This is a genomic window from Aeromonas sp. S13(2024) (assembly GCF_041402405.1).
Lineage (GTDB): Bacteria > Pseudomonadota > Gammaproteobacteria > Enterobacterales > Aeromonadaceae > Aeromonas > Aeromonas veronii.
The window spans coordinates 45,653-65,777 of sequence record NZ_JBGLRA010000019.1 but is presented as its reverse complement, the minus strand read 5'-3'; the positions used below and the strand labels follow the sequence as shown (position 1 = coordinate 65,777).

Annotated in this window: 19 protein-coding genes and 4 tRNA genes; 4 read left to right on the top strand and 19 right to left on the bottom strand. The window is 56.8% G+C overall.

Features of this window, described 5'->3' with window-relative positions; all coding sequences use genetic code 11:
* Window positions 1-30: 30 nt before the first annotated feature.
* From ACB042_RS18755 to ruvA, 17 genes are all read right to left on the bottom strand, one after another.
* Window positions 31-106, bottom strand: a tRNA-Val gene (locus ACB042_RS18755).
* Window positions 107-122: 16 nt separating this feature from the next.
* Window positions 123-198 (bottom strand) — tRNA-Lys (locus tag ACB042_RS18750).
* 24 nt (window positions 199-222) lie between these two features.
* A tRNA-Val gene (locus ACB042_RS18745) sits at window positions 223-298 on the bottom strand.
* A gap of 31 nt (window positions 299-329) precedes the next feature.
* Window positions 330-405: transfer RNA gene (locus tag ACB042_RS18740), tRNA-Lys, on the bottom strand.
* A gap of 174 nt (window positions 406-579) precedes the next feature.
* On the bottom strand, window positions 580-1,380 hold the full coding sequence (gene ybgF, locus ACB042_RS18735) for a tol-pal system protein YbgF (RefSeq protein ID WP_371178905.1): 801 nt from the start codon (window positions 1,378-1,380) through the stop codon (window positions 580-582).
* Between the two features lie 158 nt (window positions 1,381-1,538).
* On the bottom strand, window positions 1,539-2,063 hold the full coding sequence (gene pal / locus ACB042_RS18730; protein ID WP_005313284.1) for a peptidoglycan-associated lipoprotein Pal: 525 nt from the start codon (window positions 2,061-2,063) through the stop codon (window positions 1,539-1,541).
* 49 nt (window positions 2,064-2,112) lie between these two features.
* On the bottom strand, window positions 2,113-3,438 hold the full coding sequence (tolB, locus tag ACB042_RS18725) for a Tol-Pal system beta propeller repeat protein TolB (protein ID WP_005335728.1): 1,326 nt from the start codon (window positions 3,436-3,438) through the stop codon (window positions 2,113-2,115).
* Between the two features lie 95 nt (window positions 3,439-3,533).
* The gene (gene tolA / locus ACB042_RS18720; RefSeq protein ID WP_013723471.1) at window positions 3,534-4,667 is read right to left on the bottom strand and encodes a cell envelope integrity protein TolA; all 1,134 of its coding nucleotides are present in this window, start codon (window positions 4,665-4,667) and stop codon (window positions 3,534-3,536) included.
* Window positions 4,668-4,672: 5 nt separating this feature from the next.
* A complete protein-coding gene (tolR, locus tag ACB042_RS18715) occupies window positions 4,673-5,119 on the bottom strand; it encodes a protein TolR (protein ID WP_005354757.1) in 447 nt (148 codons plus the stop codon).
* Window positions 5,119-5,796 carry a protein TolQ gene (gene tolQ, locus ACB042_RS18710; protein ID WP_213324849.1) on the bottom strand — a complete coding sequence of 226 codons (678 nt, stop codon included), beginning with the start codon at window positions 5,794-5,796 and terminating at the stop codon, window positions 5,119-5,121. Before tolQ ends, tolR begins: the two co-directional genes overlap by 1 nt.
* 1 nt (window position 5,797) lies before the next feature.
* Window positions 5,798-6,205: a tol-pal system-associated acyl-CoA thioesterase gene (gene ybgC / locus ACB042_RS18705; protein WP_005335737.1), complete on the bottom strand. Its 408-nt coding sequence runs from the start codon at window positions 6,203-6,205 to the stop codon at window positions 5,798-5,800.
* 105 nt (window positions 6,206-6,310) lie between these two features.
* Window positions 6,311-6,622 carry a cyd operon YbgE family protein gene (locus tag ACB042_RS18700; RefSeq protein WP_041202810.1) on the bottom strand — a complete coding sequence of 104 codons (312 nt, stop codon included), beginning with the start codon at window positions 6,620-6,622 and terminating at the stop codon, window positions 6,311-6,313.
* Window positions 6,609-6,725, bottom strand: coding sequence for a cytochrome bd-I oxidase subunit CydX (gene cydX, locus ACB042_RS18695; RefSeq protein WP_005304933.1), 117 nt, complete (start codon window positions 6,723-6,725; stop codon window positions 6,609-6,611). Before cydX ends, ACB042_RS18700 begins: the two co-directional genes overlap by 14 nt.
* A 14-nt stretch (window positions 6,726-6,739) precedes the next feature.
* Window positions 6,740-7,876, bottom strand: a complete 1,137-nt coding sequence (cydB, locus tag ACB042_RS18690; RefSeq protein ID WP_279465837.1) for a cytochrome d ubiquinol oxidase subunit II — start codon at window positions 7,874-7,876, stop codon at window positions 6,740-6,742.
* A gap of 11 nt (window positions 7,877-7,887) precedes the next feature.
* The gene (locus ACB042_RS18685; RefSeq protein ID WP_005335743.1) at window positions 7,888-9,444 is read right to left on the bottom strand and encodes a cytochrome ubiquinol oxidase subunit I; all 1,557 of its coding nucleotides are present in this window, start codon (window positions 9,442-9,444) and stop codon (window positions 7,888-7,890) included.
* Window positions 9,445-10,378: 934 nt separating this feature from the next.
* Window positions 10,379-11,389, bottom strand: coding sequence for a Holliday junction branch migration DNA helicase RuvB (gene ruvB / locus ACB042_RS18680; protein ID WP_005335744.1), 1,011 nt, complete (start codon window positions 11,387-11,389; stop codon window positions 10,379-10,381).
* Between the two features lie 8 nt (window positions 11,390-11,397).
* Complete coding sequence (ruvA, locus tag ACB042_RS18675) at window positions 11,398-12,012, bottom strand: Holliday junction branch migration protein RuvA (protein ID WP_005335746.1); 615 nt, start codon at window positions 12,010-12,012, stop codon at window positions 11,398-11,400.
* Window positions 12,013-12,272: 260 nt separating this feature from the next.
* On the opposite strand from ruvA, the gene ACB042_RS18670 reads away from it, so the two are divergent.
* Complete coding sequence (locus ACB042_RS18670; RefSeq protein ID WP_371178904.1) at window positions 12,273-14,282, top strand: methyl-accepting chemotaxis protein; 2,010 nt, start codon at window positions 12,273-12,275, stop codon at window positions 14,280-14,282.
* 80 nt (window positions 14,283-14,362) lie between these two features.
* On the opposite strand, the gene lysE is transcribed toward ACB042_RS18670, so the two are convergent.
* Together lysE and ACB042_RS18660 are read right to left on the bottom strand one after the other, a co-directional pair.
* Window positions 14,363-14,971: an L-lysine exporter gene (gene lysE / locus ACB042_RS18665; protein WP_371178907.1), complete on the bottom strand. Its 609-nt coding sequence runs from the start codon at window positions 14,969-14,971 to the stop codon at window positions 14,363-14,365.
* Between the two features lie 207 nt (window positions 14,972-15,178).
* Window positions 15,179-15,961 carry a LuxR family transcriptional regulator gene (locus tag ACB042_RS18660; protein WP_005335753.1) on the bottom strand — a complete coding sequence of 261 codons (783 nt, stop codon included), beginning with the start codon at window positions 15,959-15,961 and terminating at the stop codon, window positions 15,179-15,181.
* A 62-nt stretch (window positions 15,962-16,023) separates the two neighbouring features.
* On the opposite strand from ACB042_RS18660, the gene ACB042_RS18655 reads away from it, so the two are divergent.
* The 3 genes from ACB042_RS18655 to ACB042_RS18645 all read left to right on the top strand — a co-directional run bounded on the left by ACB042_RS18655 (window position 16,024) and on the right by ACB042_RS18645 (window position 19,911).
* Window positions 16,024-16,674, top strand: a complete 651-nt coding sequence (locus tag ACB042_RS18655; protein ID WP_144714035.1) for an acyl-homoserine-lactone synthase — start codon at window positions 16,024-16,026, stop codon at window positions 16,672-16,674.
* A gap of 201 nt (window positions 16,675-16,875) precedes the next feature.
* Window positions 16,876-17,775 carry a LysR family transcriptional regulator ArgP gene (locus ACB042_RS18650; RefSeq protein ID WP_335811942.1) on the top strand — a complete coding sequence of 300 codons (900 nt, stop codon included), beginning with the start codon at window positions 16,876-16,878 and terminating at the stop codon, window positions 17,773-17,775.
* A 99-nt stretch (window positions 17,776-17,874) separates the two neighbouring features.
* Window positions 17,875-19,911: an exoribonuclease II gene (locus ACB042_RS18645; RefSeq protein ID WP_069528078.1), complete on the top strand. Its 2,037-nt coding sequence runs from the start codon at window positions 17,875-17,877 to the stop codon at window positions 19,909-19,911.
* Window positions 19,912-20,125: the final 214 nt, after the last annotated feature.

The window sequence follows — 20,125 nt, the reverse complement described above, 5'->3', positions numbered from 1 at the left end:
CGACCCATCTAAATCATTTTTTTTACAAACTGGTGGTCGTTACTGGGATCGAACCAGTGACCCCCTCCTTGTAAGGGAGGTGCTCTCCCAGCTGAGCTAAACGACCTGGGATTCTGAAATGATGGTGGGTCGTGCTGGATTCGAACCAGCGACCAATTGATTAAAAGTCAACTGCTCTACCGACTGAGCTAACGACCCATCTAAATCATTTTTTTTACAAACTGGTGGTCGTTACTGGGATCGAACCAGTGACCCCCTCCTTGTAAGGGAGGTGCTCTCCCAGCTGAGCTAAACGACCTGGGAATTCTGTCTCCACCGAGTGGAGAAAATGGTGGGTCGTGCTGGATTCGAACCAGCGACCAATTGATTAAAAGTCAACTGCTCTACCGACTGAGCTAACGACCCTCACCACGACCAGTTCCGACTGCATTACTGCTTCGGCTCTGACGGCGGCCTATATTACGGATTTAAATTTCCGGTGCAACAGAAAATTCGTAATTTAAATCCGTTTGCTCACTGTGCGTACAAATGCAGGCTGTTTTTACAGTAGCGTTACGAAAACAGTGACATACAGCAATGTTACAGCTTGGCCAGACTCTGTTTGGCCAACTGGGCCGGCGAGGTGTTGGGATAGCCCTTGATCACCTGCTCATAGAAGGATTTGGCTTCCGCCTTCTTGCCATCCAGTTGCGCCAGCATACCCAACTTCAGCAGCGCATCGGCTCGCTTGGGGGATTTGCTGTATTTGTTGGCCACGGTCGAAAACTGGGCCGAGGCACCGGCTCTGTCACCCTTGTTGAACAGCAACTGGCCAAGCCAGTAGTGTGCATTGGGAACATAGCCCGAATTGGGGTACTGCTTGATGAAGCCCTGGAAAGCCGGAATGGCTTTGTCGTAGTTCTTCTCTTTGAGTACCATGTTCACGGCAGCGTCGTAGGCCTGATTCTCATCCTGATTGGTTGAGTAATTGGCGGCAGCAGCCGGTGTGGCAGCAGCAGGGGCAGGGGCGGCTGGAGCAGCTTGCTGGCTGCTGGCAACCTTGTCGAGCTCCTGATAGAGCTGACGCTGGCGCTCTTGCGACTGTTCCATCTGGTAGGTCTGCTGCTCCAGCTGACCACGCAGCTCGGAGACCTCCCCTTGCAGGGAGTCGACCTGTTGCTGCAATTCAGCTTGCAGCCGCAGGCGGGCATTGAGGGTGCGCTCCAGCAGGGCAACCCGATCTTCCAGGCTACCGGTGGGCACGATGGCGCCGTTGTTGCCATTAAGGACAACGCCACCACCCGAGTCACCGCCCAGATCGCTGACCGGTGCTGCAGCTTGCGCATTCAGAGCAACCATTACGGCCAGCGCAACGACAGCTTGCTTGTACACAGATTTCATTCGGATCAAACCTTAGCGTTTAGTACAGATAAAACGGCCAGCGCCATCGTCGCTCGCATATGCAGATTTCATTCGGATCAAACCTTGGCGTTTAGTGCAAATAAAACGGCCATCGAAATGGCCGCTTGCATATAAACGAACTTCGTTCGGTTTAAACCTTAGTAAACCAGAACCGCGCGGCGGTTTTTGGCAAAGGCATCCTCGGTGTGGGACAGATCCAGCGGCTTCTCTTCGCCATAGCTGACGATGGAGAGCTGCTCGGCCTGCACACCCAGGGTTTGCAGATACTTGGCAACAGCCTTGGCACGACGCTCGCCCAGGGCGATGTTGTACTCCGGAGTACCGCGCTCATCGGCGTGACCTTCGATCAGGACTTTAACGCTCGGGCGCTCGCGCAGGTAGCTGGCGTGGGCATCCAGCAGATCAGCGTACTGACCCTGGATATCGTAACCGTCGAACGGGAAGTAGATCACGTTGTCACGCTGCAGTGCTTCGAACTTCTGACGCATCTGCTCTTCCGGGGACAACATGCCGTTGGCGCCGCCGGTTTGTACACCGCCCATGCCGTCGGTCATACCTGATTCAGCGCCAGCGGCGTCGGAATCAGAAGAAGAACTACAAGCGGCCAGGGTGAACAGTGGCAGTGCGATGGCCAAACCCTTGAGCAGTTTATTGAGTTGCATGCTATTTCCTTAAACCTTTATAACAAAACAAAAAACAATTGGATTTTTATCAATTCAAGAAGGGCGACCAAGCTGGTGCACGAATTTCACCGCTACTGGTCGGAAGCACAGCCTTGAAGCGACCATCAGTCGACACCAACGCGAGACTCTTACGACCCTGATAGATGGTGGCATAAATGATCATGCTGCCATTGGGAGCCACACTTGGCGACTCATCCAGAGCACTCTGGGTAAGGACCAACAGGGCATTGTTTTCCATGTCCTGACGGGCAATACGATACTGTCCCTGAACACGGGTCACCATCACCATGATTTTGCCATCAGGAGTGATGGATGCACCCTGGTTGGATTCACCTTCCCAAGTCATCCGGCGAGTCATACCAGTCGCCAAATTTACGCTATAAATCTGGGGTTTGCCACCACGTTCAGAGGTGAACAACAAATTTTGCCCATCCGGCATCCAGGAGGGTTCAGTGTCGATCACACGGCTGGTTGTGACGCGGGTCAGCTGCTTGCTAGCGACATCAACCACATAGAGGTTCGGTGAACCATCTTTGGAGAGAACGATAGCCAGACGACGACCATCCGGAGACCACTCCGGCGCCCCGTTGATACCGCGGAAACTGGTGATCAGACTGCGCTGCTGGGTGTAGATATCCTGCACATAGATTTCGGACTTCTGGTTCTCGAAGCTCACGTAGGCCAGCTTGCTGCCATCCGGCGACCAGGCCGGAGACATCAACGGCTCGCGGGAGCGCAGCAGGGTCTTCTCGTTGTAACCGTCGTAGTCAGAAATACGCAGCTGGTACGGGAACTGGGTACCCTGCTGTACGGAGACATAAGCCAGACGGGTCAGGAAGGCACCGCGCTCGCCAGTCAGACGCTCATAGACGATATCAGAGATACGGTGGGCAAACTGACGCATCTGGGCACCCGGGATGGTCGCCATGCGGCTATCCAGGATGTAACCGTTGCTCTCGCCACCTTGCGCCTTGGCCAGCTGGCCTTTCAGCACATCGACCAGCTCGAAGTTCACCTTGTAGGTGCCGTCACCAACTGCCGAAATGGAACCCACCACCACGGCTTCAACCCCTTGGGAGGCCCAGGGAGCGAAGTTGATCTCGCTGCTGCTGCTCGGGGTTTGCGGCATCTGGCCACGGGCCAGCGGCTTGAACTTGCCGCTGCGCATCAGGTCGTTGGAGACCACTTCCGCAATGTCCTGCGGCAACTGCCCGTTACCTTCCCACTTGAAGGGAGCGACGGCGATGGGGCGTGCGCTATCAATACCGCCGGTGATGACGATGTCCAGGGCCGCCTGGGCACTCTGGCCCAGCAACAAACAGCCAACCAAAGCAAAAAATACTTTTCTGATCATGGCTTAAATACTCGGTTCCAATATAGATGAGAGGTTAAATTCCTTTCTCGGCGAGAGGTTGCCAACCGGAGGCAAGCAACCTCGTTTTATCACGCTTAGATACTCGGTTCTAACTTCAGGTTAAATTCCTTCAACATCTCGAATGCCGCAGGATCCTTGGGCACAGGCAGTTGATTGGCTTTCAGAACAGCCGCCTTACCGGAACGACAAACCGCCGGGTCACCCTGGCCGTTATCTACCGATATGACAAAGCCACTGCTCGCAAGACGTACGCCGATAGTACATGTTTTGCCCCGCATGGTGGGATCCAAAATCATATACCGCTCAACAGTGGCCTTGATGAGCGCCGCATATTTGTCGACTTCGCCCTGGGCTGCTGCCGATGCCGCCTGACTGCGGGCATTGGCCTCAGCCGACAGCTGCTGCTGCATCATCTCTTCCATCTCTTTTTGCAGCTTGGCCTGCTCGGCTGCTTTACGCTTGCGCTCAGCCGCGATCTTGGCCTGCTTTTCGGCCTCTGCCTTGGCTTTCTTCTCTGCGTCAGCTTTTGCCTTTTTCTCAGCCTCTTCCTTGGCCTTCTTCTCGGCCTCGGCTTTGGCTTTTTTCTCTGCTTCTGCCTTGGCTTTCTTCTCGGCTTCGGCTTTGGCCTTCTTGTCAGCTTCCGCTTTCTTGGCCTTGGCTTCTGCCGCCTTTGCCTTCTCTTCGGCCTCTTTCTTCTCTTGTTCCTTTTTCTTCTTCAGCGCCAACGCCTTGCTCTCGGCTTCCGCCGCTTTACGCTCGGCTTCGGCCTTCTTGGCCTTCTGTTCTTCCAGCTTGCGGGCTTCCTCGGCTTTTTGGGCCTTCTCTTCCGCCTGCTTCTGCTCGGCAACCTTCTTCTGCTTCTCGGCCTCGGCCTTGCGAGTCGCCTCTTCGGCCTGCTTGCGCTTGGTCTCGGCGATGCGAAGCTGCTCCTGTTTCTGAGCCAGCTCGCGCTTGGCGAGATCCGTGTCTTCCTTATCCTTCTCTTTCTCTACCTTTTGAGGCTTGGGCTGAGATTTCTGCTGCTGGATCTGCTTGGCCTGTTCGTTGAGGAAGTTCTCATCGAGCATGACGGCATTGACGATCTGCCCCTTCGATTCGGGTCGTTTCGGTTTGCTGAAATCGAGCCCGACAAACAGGATGATGCCGATGATCAGGTGCAGCAAAAACGACGCGATGAGATAACCGGAAATACCACGCTTCACATCCATCTCCGTTAGTTCACCGGATCTGTCATCAGGCCAACCTGAGGCACACCCGCTTTCTTGAGGGCCACCATCAACAGGATCACCTCTTCGTAGCGCACGGCCTTGTCACCCGCGACCACCACGGGGGCATTCTGGTTGATCGCCAGATAGCCCATGGCTTTTTCGGTGATGTATTGCTGCATCGCCTCTGGCGTGCCGCTTGGCACCGGCTCGTCATCGGCTTCGCCAGCCTTGATGACATACTCGCCCTCGGTATTGACGCTGACGATGAAGGGCGGCTTGGCATCTTCCGGCAACTGCTCGGACTCAGCCTGTGGCAGATCCACCTTGACCCCTTGCGTGATCACCGGCGTGACCGCCATAAAGATGATAAGCAGCACCAGCATGACGTCGATATAGGGAACCACGTTGATCTCGGCCACCTTCTTGCGCCGGATCCGCTGATAGGTTTGCATTACTGATCACCCTGCTGCTGTGCAATTTGACGGTTCAGAATGGTGGTGAACTCGTCCATGAAGTTGGCGTAGGCGTTCTCCAGCCGCTCGACCTTGTTGGAGAAGCGGTTGTAGAAGATAACCGCCGGGATAGCGGCAAACAGACCCATGGCGGTAGCGATCAGCGCTTCCGCGATACCCGGTGCCACCATTTGCAGGGTGGCCTGCTGCACCTGACCCAGGGCGATAAAGGCGTTCATGATCCCCCATACGGTACCGAACAGACCGATATAGGGGCTGATGGAGCCGATGGTCGCCAGCACCGGCAGGTTGGATTCCAGATCGTCCACCGCGCGGGAGAGGGAGACGCGCATGGCGCGGTAGGTACCATCCATCACCGCATCCTGACCACGGGCACCGGCCTTGAGCAAGCGGGCATACTCCTTGAAGCCGGAGTAGAAGATATCTTCCATGCCTTCGATATCATCGCGGCGGGAAGAGGACTCCTGATAGAGGCGATTGAGATCGACCCCTGACCAGAAGCGATCTTCAAACTGTTCCGATGCGAGATTGGCCGCCTTGATCGCCTTTGAACGCTGGATAATCAGCGCCCACGAGACAATAGACATGCTCATCAGGGTCATCATGACCAGTTTTACCAACAGGCTGGCTTGCCAAAACAGGCCAATAAACGAAATTTCAGCGTGCACTTAACAGCACTCCCTTGATTTTTTCAGGTATAGCTACAGGTTTCATTTGCGGATGACTGACACAGGCTATCTGTACCATCGCCTGGGTGATCAGTCGTCCATCAGCCGCCAGGATCTGCTGCGAAAAGCGCAGGGATGCGCGTTTCACTTCAATCACTTGCGTTAATACATTCAATAATTCATTAAAACGGGCCGCCGAGCGGAAATCGATCTCAGTTCGGCTCACCACGAAGGCATATCCCTCCTGCAGCCAGACGTCCTGTTCGACCCCTTTGGCACGAAGAAACTCGGTGCGAGCACGTTCCATAAACTTGAGATAATTGGCGTTGTAGACGATGCCCCCGGCATCGGTGTCTTCGTAGTAGACACGCACCGGAAACTCAAAGACTTCCCCCATAACAATCTGTGATCCATTCGACAGTCAGATGGGGGGCTATCATAGCGCAGGGCTGAATAGGAAAGAAGCAGGGGGAGACAGGGAAATCCTGCCTCCCCCCGTTTTTTATGAAAGGAAATATGAATGTGTCAGCCAGAGGCCATACAACAAACTGGGCCAGGCGAGCCAGGGGTTGAACAGCACACGTCCGGGCAGACTTTTCAGATGAAAGCCAAGCCCGTTGAGTACGCCACAACAGACGGCCCACATCAGCCAGGGAGCAAGCCAGAGACCATGCTCGCTGGTGTTGGCCGCGATCAGATTGGGGGCCTGTAAAATAGCGACGGCCAACAAGGCCGCCGCGAGTAACATCAACCCCTGCCACGGCTGCCGCTCCAGTGGAGCGGCCAGCCTGGCGAGTCGATCACTTGTTTTCATCGATCTGACGATCCATGTTCTCGGTGTGTTCCAGCCACAGCGCATTGATGATGCCAAATGCACAGGCCAGCAACAGTCCCAGGATCCAGGTGAAATACCACATTGTCAGCGCACCTCTTAATAGAGAGATTGTTGGTTATCTTCGATGTGCTTGTTGGTTACCCGGCCAAACATCTTGATGTAAGTCCAGATGGTGTAACCCAGCACAATCGGTACGAAGATCGCTGCAGCCACAGTCATCACCTGCAAGGTGTTGAAAGAGGCGGTAGCATCCCACATGGTCAGGCTCAGTGACGGCTCAAGGCTTGAGGGCATCACGAACGGGAACATGGAGAAACCGGCAGTGAGGATGACCCCGGCAATCGCCAGCGAGGAGCTGGTAAACGCCAGCCAGCCGATGTTCATGCGGGCAAACAGCGCAGTCAGCAAGCTCATGGCCAGACCCAGTACAGGGGCAGCCACCATCCACGGATAGAGGGTGTAGTTGTTCATCCAGGCACCAGCCTGCAGGACAACTTCCTTGTTCATCGGGTTGGATACCGCGTCAGTCGCGGCAGCTTTGACGATGACATACCCTTCCATACCGCTTACCCACCAACCCGCGACAGCAAACAGCACCAGGGTCAGCAGTGAGCAGATCATGGCGGCAGTGCGGGAACGCGCCAGCACTTCACCGTCGGTCTTCATCATCAACCAGGTTGCGCCCTGGGTGAGCAGCATGAACAGGCTCACCAGACCAGCCAGAATGCCGAACGGGTTAAGCAGACCAAAGAAGTTGCCGTGATAGGTCAACATCATGAACTGGTTAAACTCGAACGGAACGCCTTGCAGCAGGTTGCCAAAGGCCACACCAAAGACGATGGGCGGTACGGCGCTGCCGGCGAACAAGGCCCAGTCCCAGTTGCTGCGCCATTTGGCATCAGCACGCAGGGAGCGGTACTTGAAACCGACCGGACGCAGGAACAGCGCCATCAAGGTCAGGATCATGGCGATGTAGAAGCCGGAGAAGGTCGCGGCATACACCATCGGCCAGGCGGCGAACAAGGCGCCACCGGCAGTGACCAGCCAAACCTGGTTACCTTCCCAGTGCGGCCCCATGGTGTTGAGCATCACGCGGCGCTCGACATCTTTCTTGCCGACGAACGGGAGCAGTGCGCCTACCCCCATGTCGAAGCCGTCAGTGATGGCAAAACCGATCAGCAGTACGCCGACCAGAGCCCACCAGATGACACGCAGAGTTTCGTAATCAAACATGGTCGCTCTCCTTATGCCTTGATCTGTTCAAAGTGATACTTGCCAGTCTTCAGGCTGCTGGGGCCAAGACGGGCATACTTGAACATCAGGTACATCTCGATAACCAGAAGTACGGTATAGAACAGGCAGATACCGATCAGAGAGAACCAGATCTCGGCTGCAGGCAAGTTGGATGCAGAGAGGGAAGTCGGCAACACCTCTGCAATGGTCCACGGTTGGCGACCATATTCAGCAACAAACCAGCCAGCTTCGATAGCGATCCACGGCAGCGGGATACCCCACAGCAGCCCCTTGAGCAGCCACTTGCGCTTGCCGATCTGGTGGCGGGCACTGTCATAGAAGGCCATACCAATCAGCACCAGCATCAGCATGCCGACGGCAACCATGATGCGGAAGGCGAAGAACAGCGGCAGTACCTGCGGGATGGAGTCATCCACGGCGGCCTTAATCTGCTCGTCGGTAGCATCGGTCACGTTGCTGGTGTAGCGCTTGAGCAGCAGACCGTAGCCCAGATCCTGTTTCACTTCGTCGAAGCGAGCGCGGGTCTCGTCAGACTTGTCACCGGATTGCAGCTTGGTCAGCAGGTCGTAAGCGGTCATACCGTTACGAACGCGCAGTTCGTGCTCGCTCTTCAGATCCTTCAGACCGGTTACCTGACCGTCCAGAGAACGGGTCGCGATAATGCCCAGCGCATAGGGGATCTTGATGGCGTAGTCGGTGCGCATCTCTTCCTGATTCGGAATACCGAACAGGGTAAAGGCAGCCGGAGCAGGTTCAGTCTCCCACTCAGCTTCGATAGCGGCCAGTTTCACCTTCTGCACTTCACCGGTCTCGTAACCGGATTCGTCACCGAGGATCAGCACGGACACGATGGAAGCCATACCGAACGCGGCGGCAATGGCGAAGGAGCGACGGGCGAACGCCACATCACGATTCTTCAGCAGGTAGTAGGAGGAGATACCCAGCACAAACATGGCGCCACAGGTATAACCAGCCGCCACAGTGTGGACGAACTTGACCTGAGCAACCGGGTTGAGCACCACGTCAGCGAAGCTCATCATCTCCATCCGCATGGATTCGAAGTTGAACTCTGCACCGACCGGGTTCTGCATCCAGCCGTTGGCGACCAGGATCCAGAGGGCTGAAAGGTTGGTACCCAGCGCCATCAACCAGGTGGCAGCCAGATGCTGATGCTTGCTCAGACGATCCCAACCAAAGAAGAACATACCGACGAAGGTGGACTCCAGGAAGAAGGCCATCAGCCCTTCGATAGCCAGCGGGGCCCCGAAGATATCGCCGACATAATGGGAGTAGTAAGCCCAGTTCGTCCCGAACTGGAACTCCATGGCCAGACCTGTGGTGACCCCCAAGGCAAAGTTGATACCAAACAACTTACCCCAGAATTTGGTCATGTCCCGGTAGATGGTGTTGTTGGTCATCACATAGACGGATTCCATGATCGCCAGGAGAAAGGCCATTCCCAGCGTCAGGGGTACAAACAAAAAGTGATAAAGGGCCGTCGCAGCGAACTGGAACCGCGATAGGTCTACCACATGCTCAGCAATCATGATGTTTCCTCACCGATTATTGGCACGGCTATTTTAAGTTTTAAGCACAAAGCTTCCGTTGGAGGTTATCGAATGAGCCTTATTGGGACGTGTCACAACAAAACGCGTTCAGTAACCACTGGCATTAACAACAAGGCAATACGAGAACACAAATAAAGCTAATGTTTAACAATTCCAAAACAATCAGCCTAAATTTATTCTCGCCCATGATGACTGGGTTTTTATATCACCTTTATTTGATTGAAATCAATGTAAAAGGACCCGCCATACATGGCTTTGAAAGGCATTTTTAATCTATTTCACGATTATTGACGCGAGCCAGATCACAAAACACGATAAAGCGTAAAACATTGATTTAAATCAATTTAAGAATTTAACATCCCGCCACTCGGTTTAATTTGAAAAGCATGAATGACGCGCCTTTTTTCATGTTATCCGAGTCAGGCAATCTGATTCGAAAACTCAATTTAAAATTGCAAAGAATGCATACTCATGCGAACCAATTTCATCAACAAAGGCATTAGATAAACTAATTTGAAGAGTGCAATTTTTCTTGTTTGCCGGGGTCGATTCGAACTCCTACAATGCGCCTCGCAGTGAGGGCATACCCTTGGATACAGGCCGGTTAATCCGGGTTCACGGTACGTATTCGACGATCAATTTGAACCTGTCTATTGGAATCGAAGATGAAAAAGTTTGTTGCTAAAACCATCCGTTACTACAAGCTTTCCTTTGTTCAGCTCTATCAACTGAACCGACTCTGAGAGCTCGCGACGGCTCACCTGTTTATTTTCCGGTCTGTGTCCAGACGCACTCACTGTCTGTGAACATCCATCCTGAATTGTCTTTGCCCACCGCATTCGCCGTGGGCTTTTTTTTGCCCGGATAATAAAAAACCGCCTTTGACGGCGGTTTCATGTTCAAACGACTGTTTTTACTTCTCATCTGGTCGCTGAAGACCGAAATGAGCGTAGGCTCGTGTGGTCGCAATCCGTCCTCTGGGTGTACGTTGCAGATACCCTTGCTGGATCAGATAAGGCTCCAACACATCTTCGATAGTATCTTTCTCTTCCCCGATCGCGGCGGCCAGATTATCGAGACCCACCGGGCCCCCCATAAACTTGTCTATCACAGCCAACAATAACTTGCGGTCCATGAAGTCAAAACCTTCGTTATCGACATCCAGCATGTCCATGGCGCGGGCAGCAATGGGGCCGTCGATCCGGCCATCGGATTTCACCTGGGCAAAGTCGCGCACCCGCCTTAACAAACGGTTAGCAATCCGCGGCGTGCCGCGAGAGCGACGGGCGACCTCAATGGCACCATCTTCCGTCATGTCTAGCCCCAGACAACGGGCACTGCGGGAGACGATATCGGTCAGGTCCTTGACGTTGTAGAACTCCAGCCGCTGGACGATACCAAAGCGATCCCGCAGCGGGCTGGTGAGTGAACCGGCCCGGGTGGTGGCGCCAATCAGGGTAAAGGGAGGCAGATCCAGCTTGATGGAGCGAGCTGCGGGTCCCTCCCCGATCATGATGTCGAGCTGGTAATCCTCCATCGCCGGATAGAGCACCTCTTCCACCACCGGGCTGAGACGGTGGATCTCATCGATGAACAGCACATCGTTCGGTTCGAGGTTGGTGAGCAGCGCCGCCAGATCCCCCGCTTTCTCCAGCACCGGGCCGGAGGTGGTCTTGATATTGACCCCCATCTCGTTGGCAACGATGTTGGCGAGGGTAGTCTTGCCCAGACCCGGCGGACCGAAGATCAACAGGTGATCGAGCGCTTCTCCCCGCTGACGGGCCGCTTCGATAAAGATCTCCATCTGTTCGCAGACGGTATCCTGACCGGTGTAATCAGCCAGCTTCTTGGGGCGGATAGCCCGGTCAATAATGTCATCCTCACGGGCAGCACTGGCCGAGATGAGGCGGTCTGCTTCAATCATCAACTACCTCATACCAGGCTACGCAGGGATTCACGGATGATATCTTCCACCGACATCCCCTCTTTGGCGATCTTGCTGACAATCTGACTCGCCTGCTGCGGCTTGTAACCTAGGGCCACCAGCGCACTGGCCGCCTCCTCGGTCACATCCGGTGCCCGCAATTCGGGCTCACTGGCTGGCAAGGTGACCATGGCCGGGGAGAAGAGGTCGTGACTGACCCACCCCTTGAGGCGATCCTTCATCTCCACCACCAGCCGCTCGGCGGTCTTCTTGCCGACTCCCGGCAGTTTGACCAAAGAGCTTATCTCTTCACGTTCGACACTCAGCACAAACTGGGTAGCTGTCATGCCGGAAAGAATCGCCAGCGCCAGCTTGGGGCCGACTCCGTTGGTTTTGATCAGCTCGCGGAACAGTGCCCGCTCCTGTTTGTGGTTGAAACCATAGAGCAACTGGGCATCTTCCCGCACCACGAAGTGAGTATGGATGGTCGCTTCCTTGCCGATCTCCGGCAAATCATAGAAGCAGCTCATCGGCATCTGTACCTCATAGCCAACCCCGCCCACTTCCAGCAGGACCTCGGGGGGCTGCTTTTCAATGACAATGCCTCTCAAGCGACCAATCACGGCTCTCTCCTCACCAATACAACTATTCGTAAATTGGCTCATAGCATAAAGAATAACTGGATAAGTATCCAGCATAGGGCAGCAACACCCGCGTAGTCAGAGAGGCTTTTTATCCAATTTTCCACCATGTTTGATCGGGTGCAGCCAGTGCACGGGATGTTTCAGCGCCGCACCGGCCCCCGAGCGGGGGATAAACCACTACACTAAACCCGTTCGGAACCTAAACTGGTGCCAATGTCGATACCAAGGAAGGCCATCACATGAAAATTGTTACCACCTCCAATCTGGGTCTTGCCATATTGCTCGGCTGTACGCTGGGCATGGGGGTCGTTGGCTGGTATGGCAGCCAGCGGCTAGCCAATCTGCTCTCCTACGTACTGGGCGCCGCCTGGCAGACCGCCGACGGTGCCATGGAGGGCTCCATAGAGCTGGGCAATCAACAGCTACAGATTCAGAAGATGCAAAACGGAACCCCGCTCAATCGCGCCGAACTCGATGCTGCCAAGGCGGCGACCAATGACGCGCTGGCCCGGGTCAGCCAGGGGCAGCTCATTGATGGTGCGGCCCTTGCCACCATGGAACAGCACAAGCAGGACTATCAACAGCAACAAGAGAAGCTGCTGGCGCTCTATCACGCCTATACCGAGGTGGATCAGGCCCTGCATCACAACGCCGATCTGATGGCTCGCCTCTCGACCCAGCTGGAGGTGATCGGCGATGGGGCAGTCGAGGTGCTGACCCAATCCCCCGACCAGACCATCAGCTGGAACAGCGGCCTCTCCACCCGTTGGGAAGCGGCCGACGGGGGGATGGAGTCAAACATCGGCTTTTTACGCCAACTCTATGCGCTGGAGAAGATGCGCAGACAAGGAGTCACAGAGGCGATCAAGGTCGAGTTAAAAGAGGCGACCGATTTCTACCACGAAGCGATCGACAGCATGCTCGGCACTGGGCTGTTCGATATCGAGGGAACCGGCGAATTTGCCGGCAAGACACTGTCGGCAGAGTATCGCTCCCTGTTGGCCCGGCATCAGCAACTGATGGGACAGTGGGTCGATGCGCTCGGCAGCTATCAGGCCCAACAGGCCATCTATGAAGCCAGTGCCGATGAGCTGCGACAACAGCTGGTTGCCATCGAGGAGAGCGGCGATGCCACCGTCGAGGATCAGGTGGCCCAGCTCAACGGCATCATCAGCCAGACCCGAACCCTGCTGCTGGGTGGCCTGTTGCTGAGCCTGATCATGGTCACCCTCTGCGGCTTCTGGCTGACCCGCAAGCTGGTGACCCCGCTGCTGCAAGTGGACAAACGAATGCAGGATATCGCCGCCGGCGAGGGAGATCTCAACGCCCGCATCAACCTGCAACGGGATGACGAGATAGGCTCGCTGGCAAACAGCGTGGATCGTTTCATCGAGAAACTGCAGAAGATGATCAGCTCCACCATGGACAACAACCAGCACATCAGCGAACACGTTCACACCTCGGTCAACCGGGTGGAGGCAATCAGCCAAAGCAGCCGCCAGACCGCCGAACATGCGCTGGCCCTGCACCACGACAGTGAGCAGATGGTGCAAGTCGCCACCGGTATCTCGGACAACTGCAGCATGGCGGCCCACAATGCCAACGAGGTGCGCCAGCTGACCACCGAGAGCAGCCAGTATGTCGCCTCCGCCAGCGCGGGCATGCAACGGGTGGTACAGGAGGTGAGCGAGTGTGCCATCGCCATCAACTCCCTCAAGGAGCAGGCGGGTCAGATTGGCCAGATCATCTCCACCATCAGCGGCATCTCGGAGCAGACCAACCTGCTTGCCCTCAATGCGGCCATCGAAGCGGCCCGCGCGGGGGAGATGGGGCGTGGCTTTGCGGTGGTTGCGGACGAGGTGCGCACCCTGGCCAATCGCACGGCGACATCAAGCGCCGAAATTAGCCAGGTGATCAGCAGCATCCAGCAGCAGACCGAAACTGCCTATCTGATGATGCAGCGCAACCTCAAGACGGTAGAGTCCGGCATGCAGGACTCCGAGAACACCAAGCAGATCCTGTTCAAGGTGGAAGGCGCCATCGACCAGCTGGCCGACATGGTGCAGCAGGTGGCCGTAGCCACAGGGCAACTGTCACACACCCTGAGCCACTCCTCTGACAAGGTCTCCGGCATCAGTCTGCAAGCCAGAACCGGCGAACAGGAGGCGCAGGAGTGCCTGCAGCTCGCCTCCTCGCTCCATCAAGCCAGCCTGCTGCAACAGCGCCTGCTCTCCCAGTTCAGGGTCTGACCCCTTCAATAGCAAAGATGCCACTCATGTGAGTGGCATCTTTTTGTTACCGGTCGCTCATTCCTGCCGCCTTAACTTCCTCAACGTCCTATGGCCAGTTGAACAACCAGGCTCAGCATGATGATGCCAACCAGCAGGTCGATCCCCCGCTGTACCTGGCTGCGAGCCAACCAAGGCGCCAGTGCCGCAGCACCCAGCGCCAGCGAGTAGAACCACACCAACGAGGCCAGCATGGCCCCCGCAGCAAAGGCCGGACGCAGGGACTCGCTCACCTGACTGCCAAGGGAGCCGAGCAGCATCAATGTATCGAGATAGACGTGAGGATTGAGCAGCGTAACTCCCAGCGTCATCGCCAGCACGCTTTTGGCACCCATCTGCTGAGCAGACTCGGCAAGTCCCTCCCCTTTACCGCGCCAAGCACTGAGCAGGGAACGGCCACCAAACCAGCCGAGAAACAGCACGCCCCCCCAGGTGAGCAGCGCCATGCCGAGGGGGCTGGTGGCCAGCACATTGGCCCCGCCAAATACGCCGATAGCAATCAGGGTGAGATCGCAGAGGCTGCAGAGCGTGGCCGTCAGCAAATGGTGATTGCGATGGATGCCCCGGCTCAGCACAAAGGCATTCTGGGCGCCGATAGGGATGATCATGGCCAGACCGATGGTGAAGCCTTGCAGTGTCGTTGCGAGCATCATGGAGAGTACCGTTCGAAATGATGAATGAGCGGCACTATAGCGATGGTAGTTCCTTCCTAGAAATTCATTGATTTACTTATTGATTCATTTTGCTAATAAAAACCGGCATACCCAGCCGCTGTTCCAGCCCTTGTCAATTACCGGATCTGACAATTGTGACCCTCAGAGTGCGGCAGGAGAATCTGTTGCGCCTGTGGGCTCAGTCTACTGCAGCAATCTGGGGAAGTTGGTAACCACGACTTGCTCCAGATTGGGCAGCAACAGCCCCGTACTAACCCCTTTGGCAATGGCCTGATAGCGGTTCATTGAGCCGGTTTTGCGGGTGACCTGATTGAGATGGTAATTGACCGTGCGCTCCGTGATCCCGAGGATGCAGGCGATCTCGCTAGAGGTCTTCCCTTCGCTGGCCCAGAACAGGCACTCAGTCTCGCGCTCGGTCAAGGGGTCTTTCCCCGCACTGTCCATCATGCTGAAACGCACCACCCGAATGGCCGCCTCGAAGATGTAATTGGACATCCAGGAGAGGATCGGCGAGGACTCCAGCAGCAGGTCGCTCGAGGCCCGCTCGGAGGTGATGAAGGAGAGGATCCCGTTCTCCCCGGCAGCGCCGTGCAGAGGGAAGGAGATGCCGTTACGCAACCCGAACTCGGCTGCCAACCCCATCACGTCCATGGTTCCCTCCTGCAGAAAACTGGCCCGCTCATCGAGGCGGTTCCAGTAAATGGGCAACGTCTGCTTGCGTGCCAGCCGGATCACCGGATCGCACGCCAGCATGTTGTTTTCGGTATAGGCCTGCACCCAGGAATCAGGGCACTGGTTGAACAGCACCACCTTGGGCCTTTGCATCGACATCGGCAGGATCAGGGCGAAGCGATAGTAGTCATAGCCCATCCCGAGCGTAAAGCGACCGATCAGTTCGGCCAGACGATTGCCGTCCGTCACCGAAGTGAAATGTTCGAGGTACTCAAGCAGTTGGTCTCTGTTCATATGAAAGCCCCCTTGGCCAGACATGTGATTATAACGGCGAATAGCAAGATAGAGGGTCCATAATGTTGGTTTTTAAAGGAAAATTGAGAGAACATCCACGAAACGAGGTGGAGAATGAACTCTATCGCTTTCGAAATCGCGTCTTTTCCGACCGGCTAGGCTGGGATGTCGAGTCTCATCGGGGCCTGGAGCGTGACAGCTTCGACACGCCAGACACCCATTGGGTTCTGATCGAGGACGAACAAGGGCTGTGTGGCTGTATTCGTCTGCTCAACTGTGCCGATGCCTATATGCTGCCCACCATCTTCCCCACCGCCCTTGCCGGTGAAAGCGCGCCACGCACCCCCGATGTCTGGGAACTCACCCGTCTGGCTATCGATGCCCAGCGCGCACCGCGCATGAGCAATGGCGTCAGCGAACTCACTTGCGTCATCTTCCGCGAGGTCTATGCCTTCGCCAATGCCCACGGGATCCGGGAGCTGGTCGCCGTCGTCAGCCTGCCGGTGGAGCGCATCTTCCGCCGACTTGGCCTGCCCATCGAGCGGCTCGGTCATCGGCAGGCGGTCGATCTGGGTGCGGTAAGGGGCGTTGGCATCCGCTTCCATCTGGATGAGCGCTTCGCGCAGGCGGTCTCCCAACCTCTGCTGGGCCATTATCAAACCAGCCATTATCCACTGCGGCAACCGTCACCGGTGCTGGCAGTTCACTCATAAAAAATCCCGGGAAAACAGACCCGGGATAAAGATGTCGCTACGATCTGCGCAGGGCTACCCCATGCGGCACCAGAGAGTATCCTCCCTCAATGGCCTGACCACTACTGTCAAAAATCACAGCGCAACGCCCCTTCCGCCGCCCATTGTTGTCCCCTGCCGAGTGACGTAGAGTCAGCCCTTGGGCAACGGAAGGGGGAGAAGATGAAAGAGCTGGACTACAAACTGCTGCGGGCGCTGGATGCGGTACTGCAGGAGCAGAACTTCGATCGAGCGGCCAAGTCGCTCCATATCACCCAGTCGGCCATCTCCCAGCGTATCAAGCAGCTGGAGCAGCAATTTGCCGAGCCGCTACTCATTCGCAGCCAACCGCTGCAGGCCACGCCACTCGGCCAAAAACTGCTGGCCCACTATCGGCAGGTACACCAGCTCGAGCTCGAACTGGCAGGGGAGCTGGCTCCCGATGAGCCGCAAGGGCCAATCCGGATCAGCATCGCCGTCAACGCCGACAGCCTGGCCACCTGGTTTTTGCCCGCCATTGCCCCCTTGTTGAAACAGCACCCCATCGAACTCAACCTGCTGGTCGATGACGAGAGCCGCACCCTCGACAAGGTCCGCGAGGGTCAGGCCTTTGGTGCAGTCAGCCTGCATCCCCAGCCGCTGGCGGGTTGCTGCGTTGATGAGCTCGGTGAGATGAACTATCTGCTTACCGCCAGCCCCGCCTTCGTTGCCCGCCACTTCCCTCATGGCCTGACCCGCGATGCGCTGGCCAAGGCACCGGCGGTGGCGTTCGATCAGCGCGATGACATGCATGTGAGCTTTATGAGAGAACGCTTCGGGCTGGAGCCGGGCGGTTATCCCTGCCATACGGTCCACTCGTCAGAGGCCTTCGTCGCCATGGCAGAACAGGGGCTGGCCTACTGCCTGATCCCCGAATTGCAGATAAGAGGCCAGCTGGCTGGCGGGTCACTACTCAACCTCAGTCCCGACCACGTCCTGACGGAACGCCTCTACTGGCACCGCTGGGTACTGGAAAAAGGGGTTCACAAGCAGCTCTCCCAACGCCTTATCGACCATGCCAGATCGCAGTTGAAACCACGCTGAGCAGGCCATTCACCTTGGCTTTGCAGGGCTAAAAACGTATAGTGCTGGGCGATCCTTCATCAGGTCTCCACCCAGGTTTTCACTTCAGGTTCCTCACTTATGTTCCAAGACAATCCGCTGCTGGCCCAGCTCAAGCAACAAATCCGCGAAAACATCCCGAAGAAAGAGGGTGTGATCCGCGCCTCGGACCGGGGCTTCGGCTTTCTGGAAGTCGATGAGAAGACCAGCTATTTCGTGCCGCCTCCCTACATGAAGAAGGTGATGCACGGTGACCGGGTGACAGCCCTGATCCGCACCGAAAAAGAGAAGGAAGTGGCCGAGCCGGATACCCTGCTGGAGCAGTCCGTCACCCGCTTCGTGGCCCGGGTCAAGATGTTCCGCGACCGCCTCAACGTGGTGGCCGACCATCCGCTGATCAAGGATGCCATCAAGGCCCGCGTCAAGAAGGGTCTGGATGAGAAAGAGTTCAAGGAAGGTGACTGGGTGGTGGCTACCCTCAAGCGCCATGCGCTGGTCGACGGTAACTTCTCTGCCGAGATCATCCAGAAGATCGCCGCCCAGGAAGATCACAATGTGCCCTGGTGGGTGGTGCTTGCGCGCCACAACCTAGCCCAGGTCGAGCCGGCTGATTTGCCGGAGTGGAAGGTGATCGAAGAGGAAGAGCTGCCCCGTCGTGACCTGACCAAGATGCCCTTCTTCACCATCGACGGTGCCAAGACCAAGGATATGGACGATGCGCTGGCCATCACCAAGCTGGACAACGGCTGGGAGCTGCTGGTCGCCATCGCTGACCCGACCGCCTATGTGGCCGAAGGGAGCGAGCTGGACAAAGAGGCCGCCCAGCGCGCCTTTACCGTCTACATGCCGGGCCGCAACGTGCCGATGATCCCGCGCACCCTCTCCGACGAGCTCTGCTCCCTGAAAGAGGGCGAGGAGCGCAACACTCTGTGTGCCCGTCTGCTCATCGCCGAAGATGGTCTGCTGCTGGAGGAGACCGAGTTCTTCGCCGCCCGCATCTGTTCCCACGCCCGTCTCAACTATGACGACGTCTCCGACTGGGCCGAGTATGGCAAAGAGCTGTCTATCGATGCAGGCGTACTGGCCCAGCTGCCGCTGATGAAGGCGATGACCGAAGCACGCATCGCGTGGCGCACCGAGCATGCGCTGGTATTCCCGGATCGTCCCGACTACGACTTCGAGCTGGGCGAGAATGGCGAAGTGCTGGCCATCCACGTCGAGCCGCGCCGCATCGCCAACCGCATGGTGGAAGAGTCGATGATCGCCGCCAACATCTGCGCCGGTCGCGTACTGGGCAAGAGCGTCGGTTACGGCATCTTCAACGTTCACACCGGCTTTGACGAAGAGTCCCTCGACGGCGCCATCGACCTGCTGAAGAGTGCCGAAGCCCCGTTCGAGCGCGACGAGATCGCCAGCCTCTCCGGCTTCTGCGCCCTGCGCCGCTGGATCGACAACCTCGACACCCGCTGGCTGGATGGCAAGATCCGCCGCTTCCAGAGCTATGCGCTGATGTCCTCCGAACCGGGCGCCCATTACGGTCTGGGTCTGGATGCCTACGCCACCTGGACCTCCCCGATCCGTAAATACGGCGATATGGTCAACCATCGTCTGCTCAAAGCGGTTATCGCCGGCAAGACCCCGGGTGAGCGCCCGAGCACCGAGCTCACCGAGCATCTGACCGCCTGCCGCCGTCTGCACCGCATGGTGGAGCGTGACATCGGCGACTGGCTCTATGTTCGCTACCTGAAAGCCGCCGCTGGCACCGATCAGGTGTTCAACGCCGAGATCATCGACGTGATGCGTGCCGGTCTCAAGCTGCGTCTGCAGGAGAACGGCGCCGTGGTCTTCCTGCCTGCCCGCCATATTCTCGACAACAAGGATCGTCTGGAGTGCAACTGGGACAACGGCCGCGTCTATCTGGACAAGACCGAGGTGGTCTACGAGCTCGGCCAAATCATCGAGGTGAAGCTGACCGAAGCGGTGGAAGAGACCCGCTCCCTTATCGCCAAGCCGGCTGTGGATCTGGTGCCTGGCCCGGCACCGGAAGCCCCGGCGGCCGAGAGTGCGCCAGCCGATAGCAGTGAAACACCCGCTGAGGCTGCCCCCAAGGCAGAATAAGCCGCGCAGAATCATCTGATCTGCCCGAGAGCCCGCCATCGTGCGGGCTCTTTTTTGCCAAACACCCCGCCCTACAAGCTGCCATAAATACCGTTATGGCACACAGTTCTAGCCACGATTGACAGAGAACACAGTGAATGTCTCCACCAGCAGGGCTGCAAGCAACCATTATGTGCGCCGCCTCTCCTTTCTGACATATTAATCAAGGAGAAAT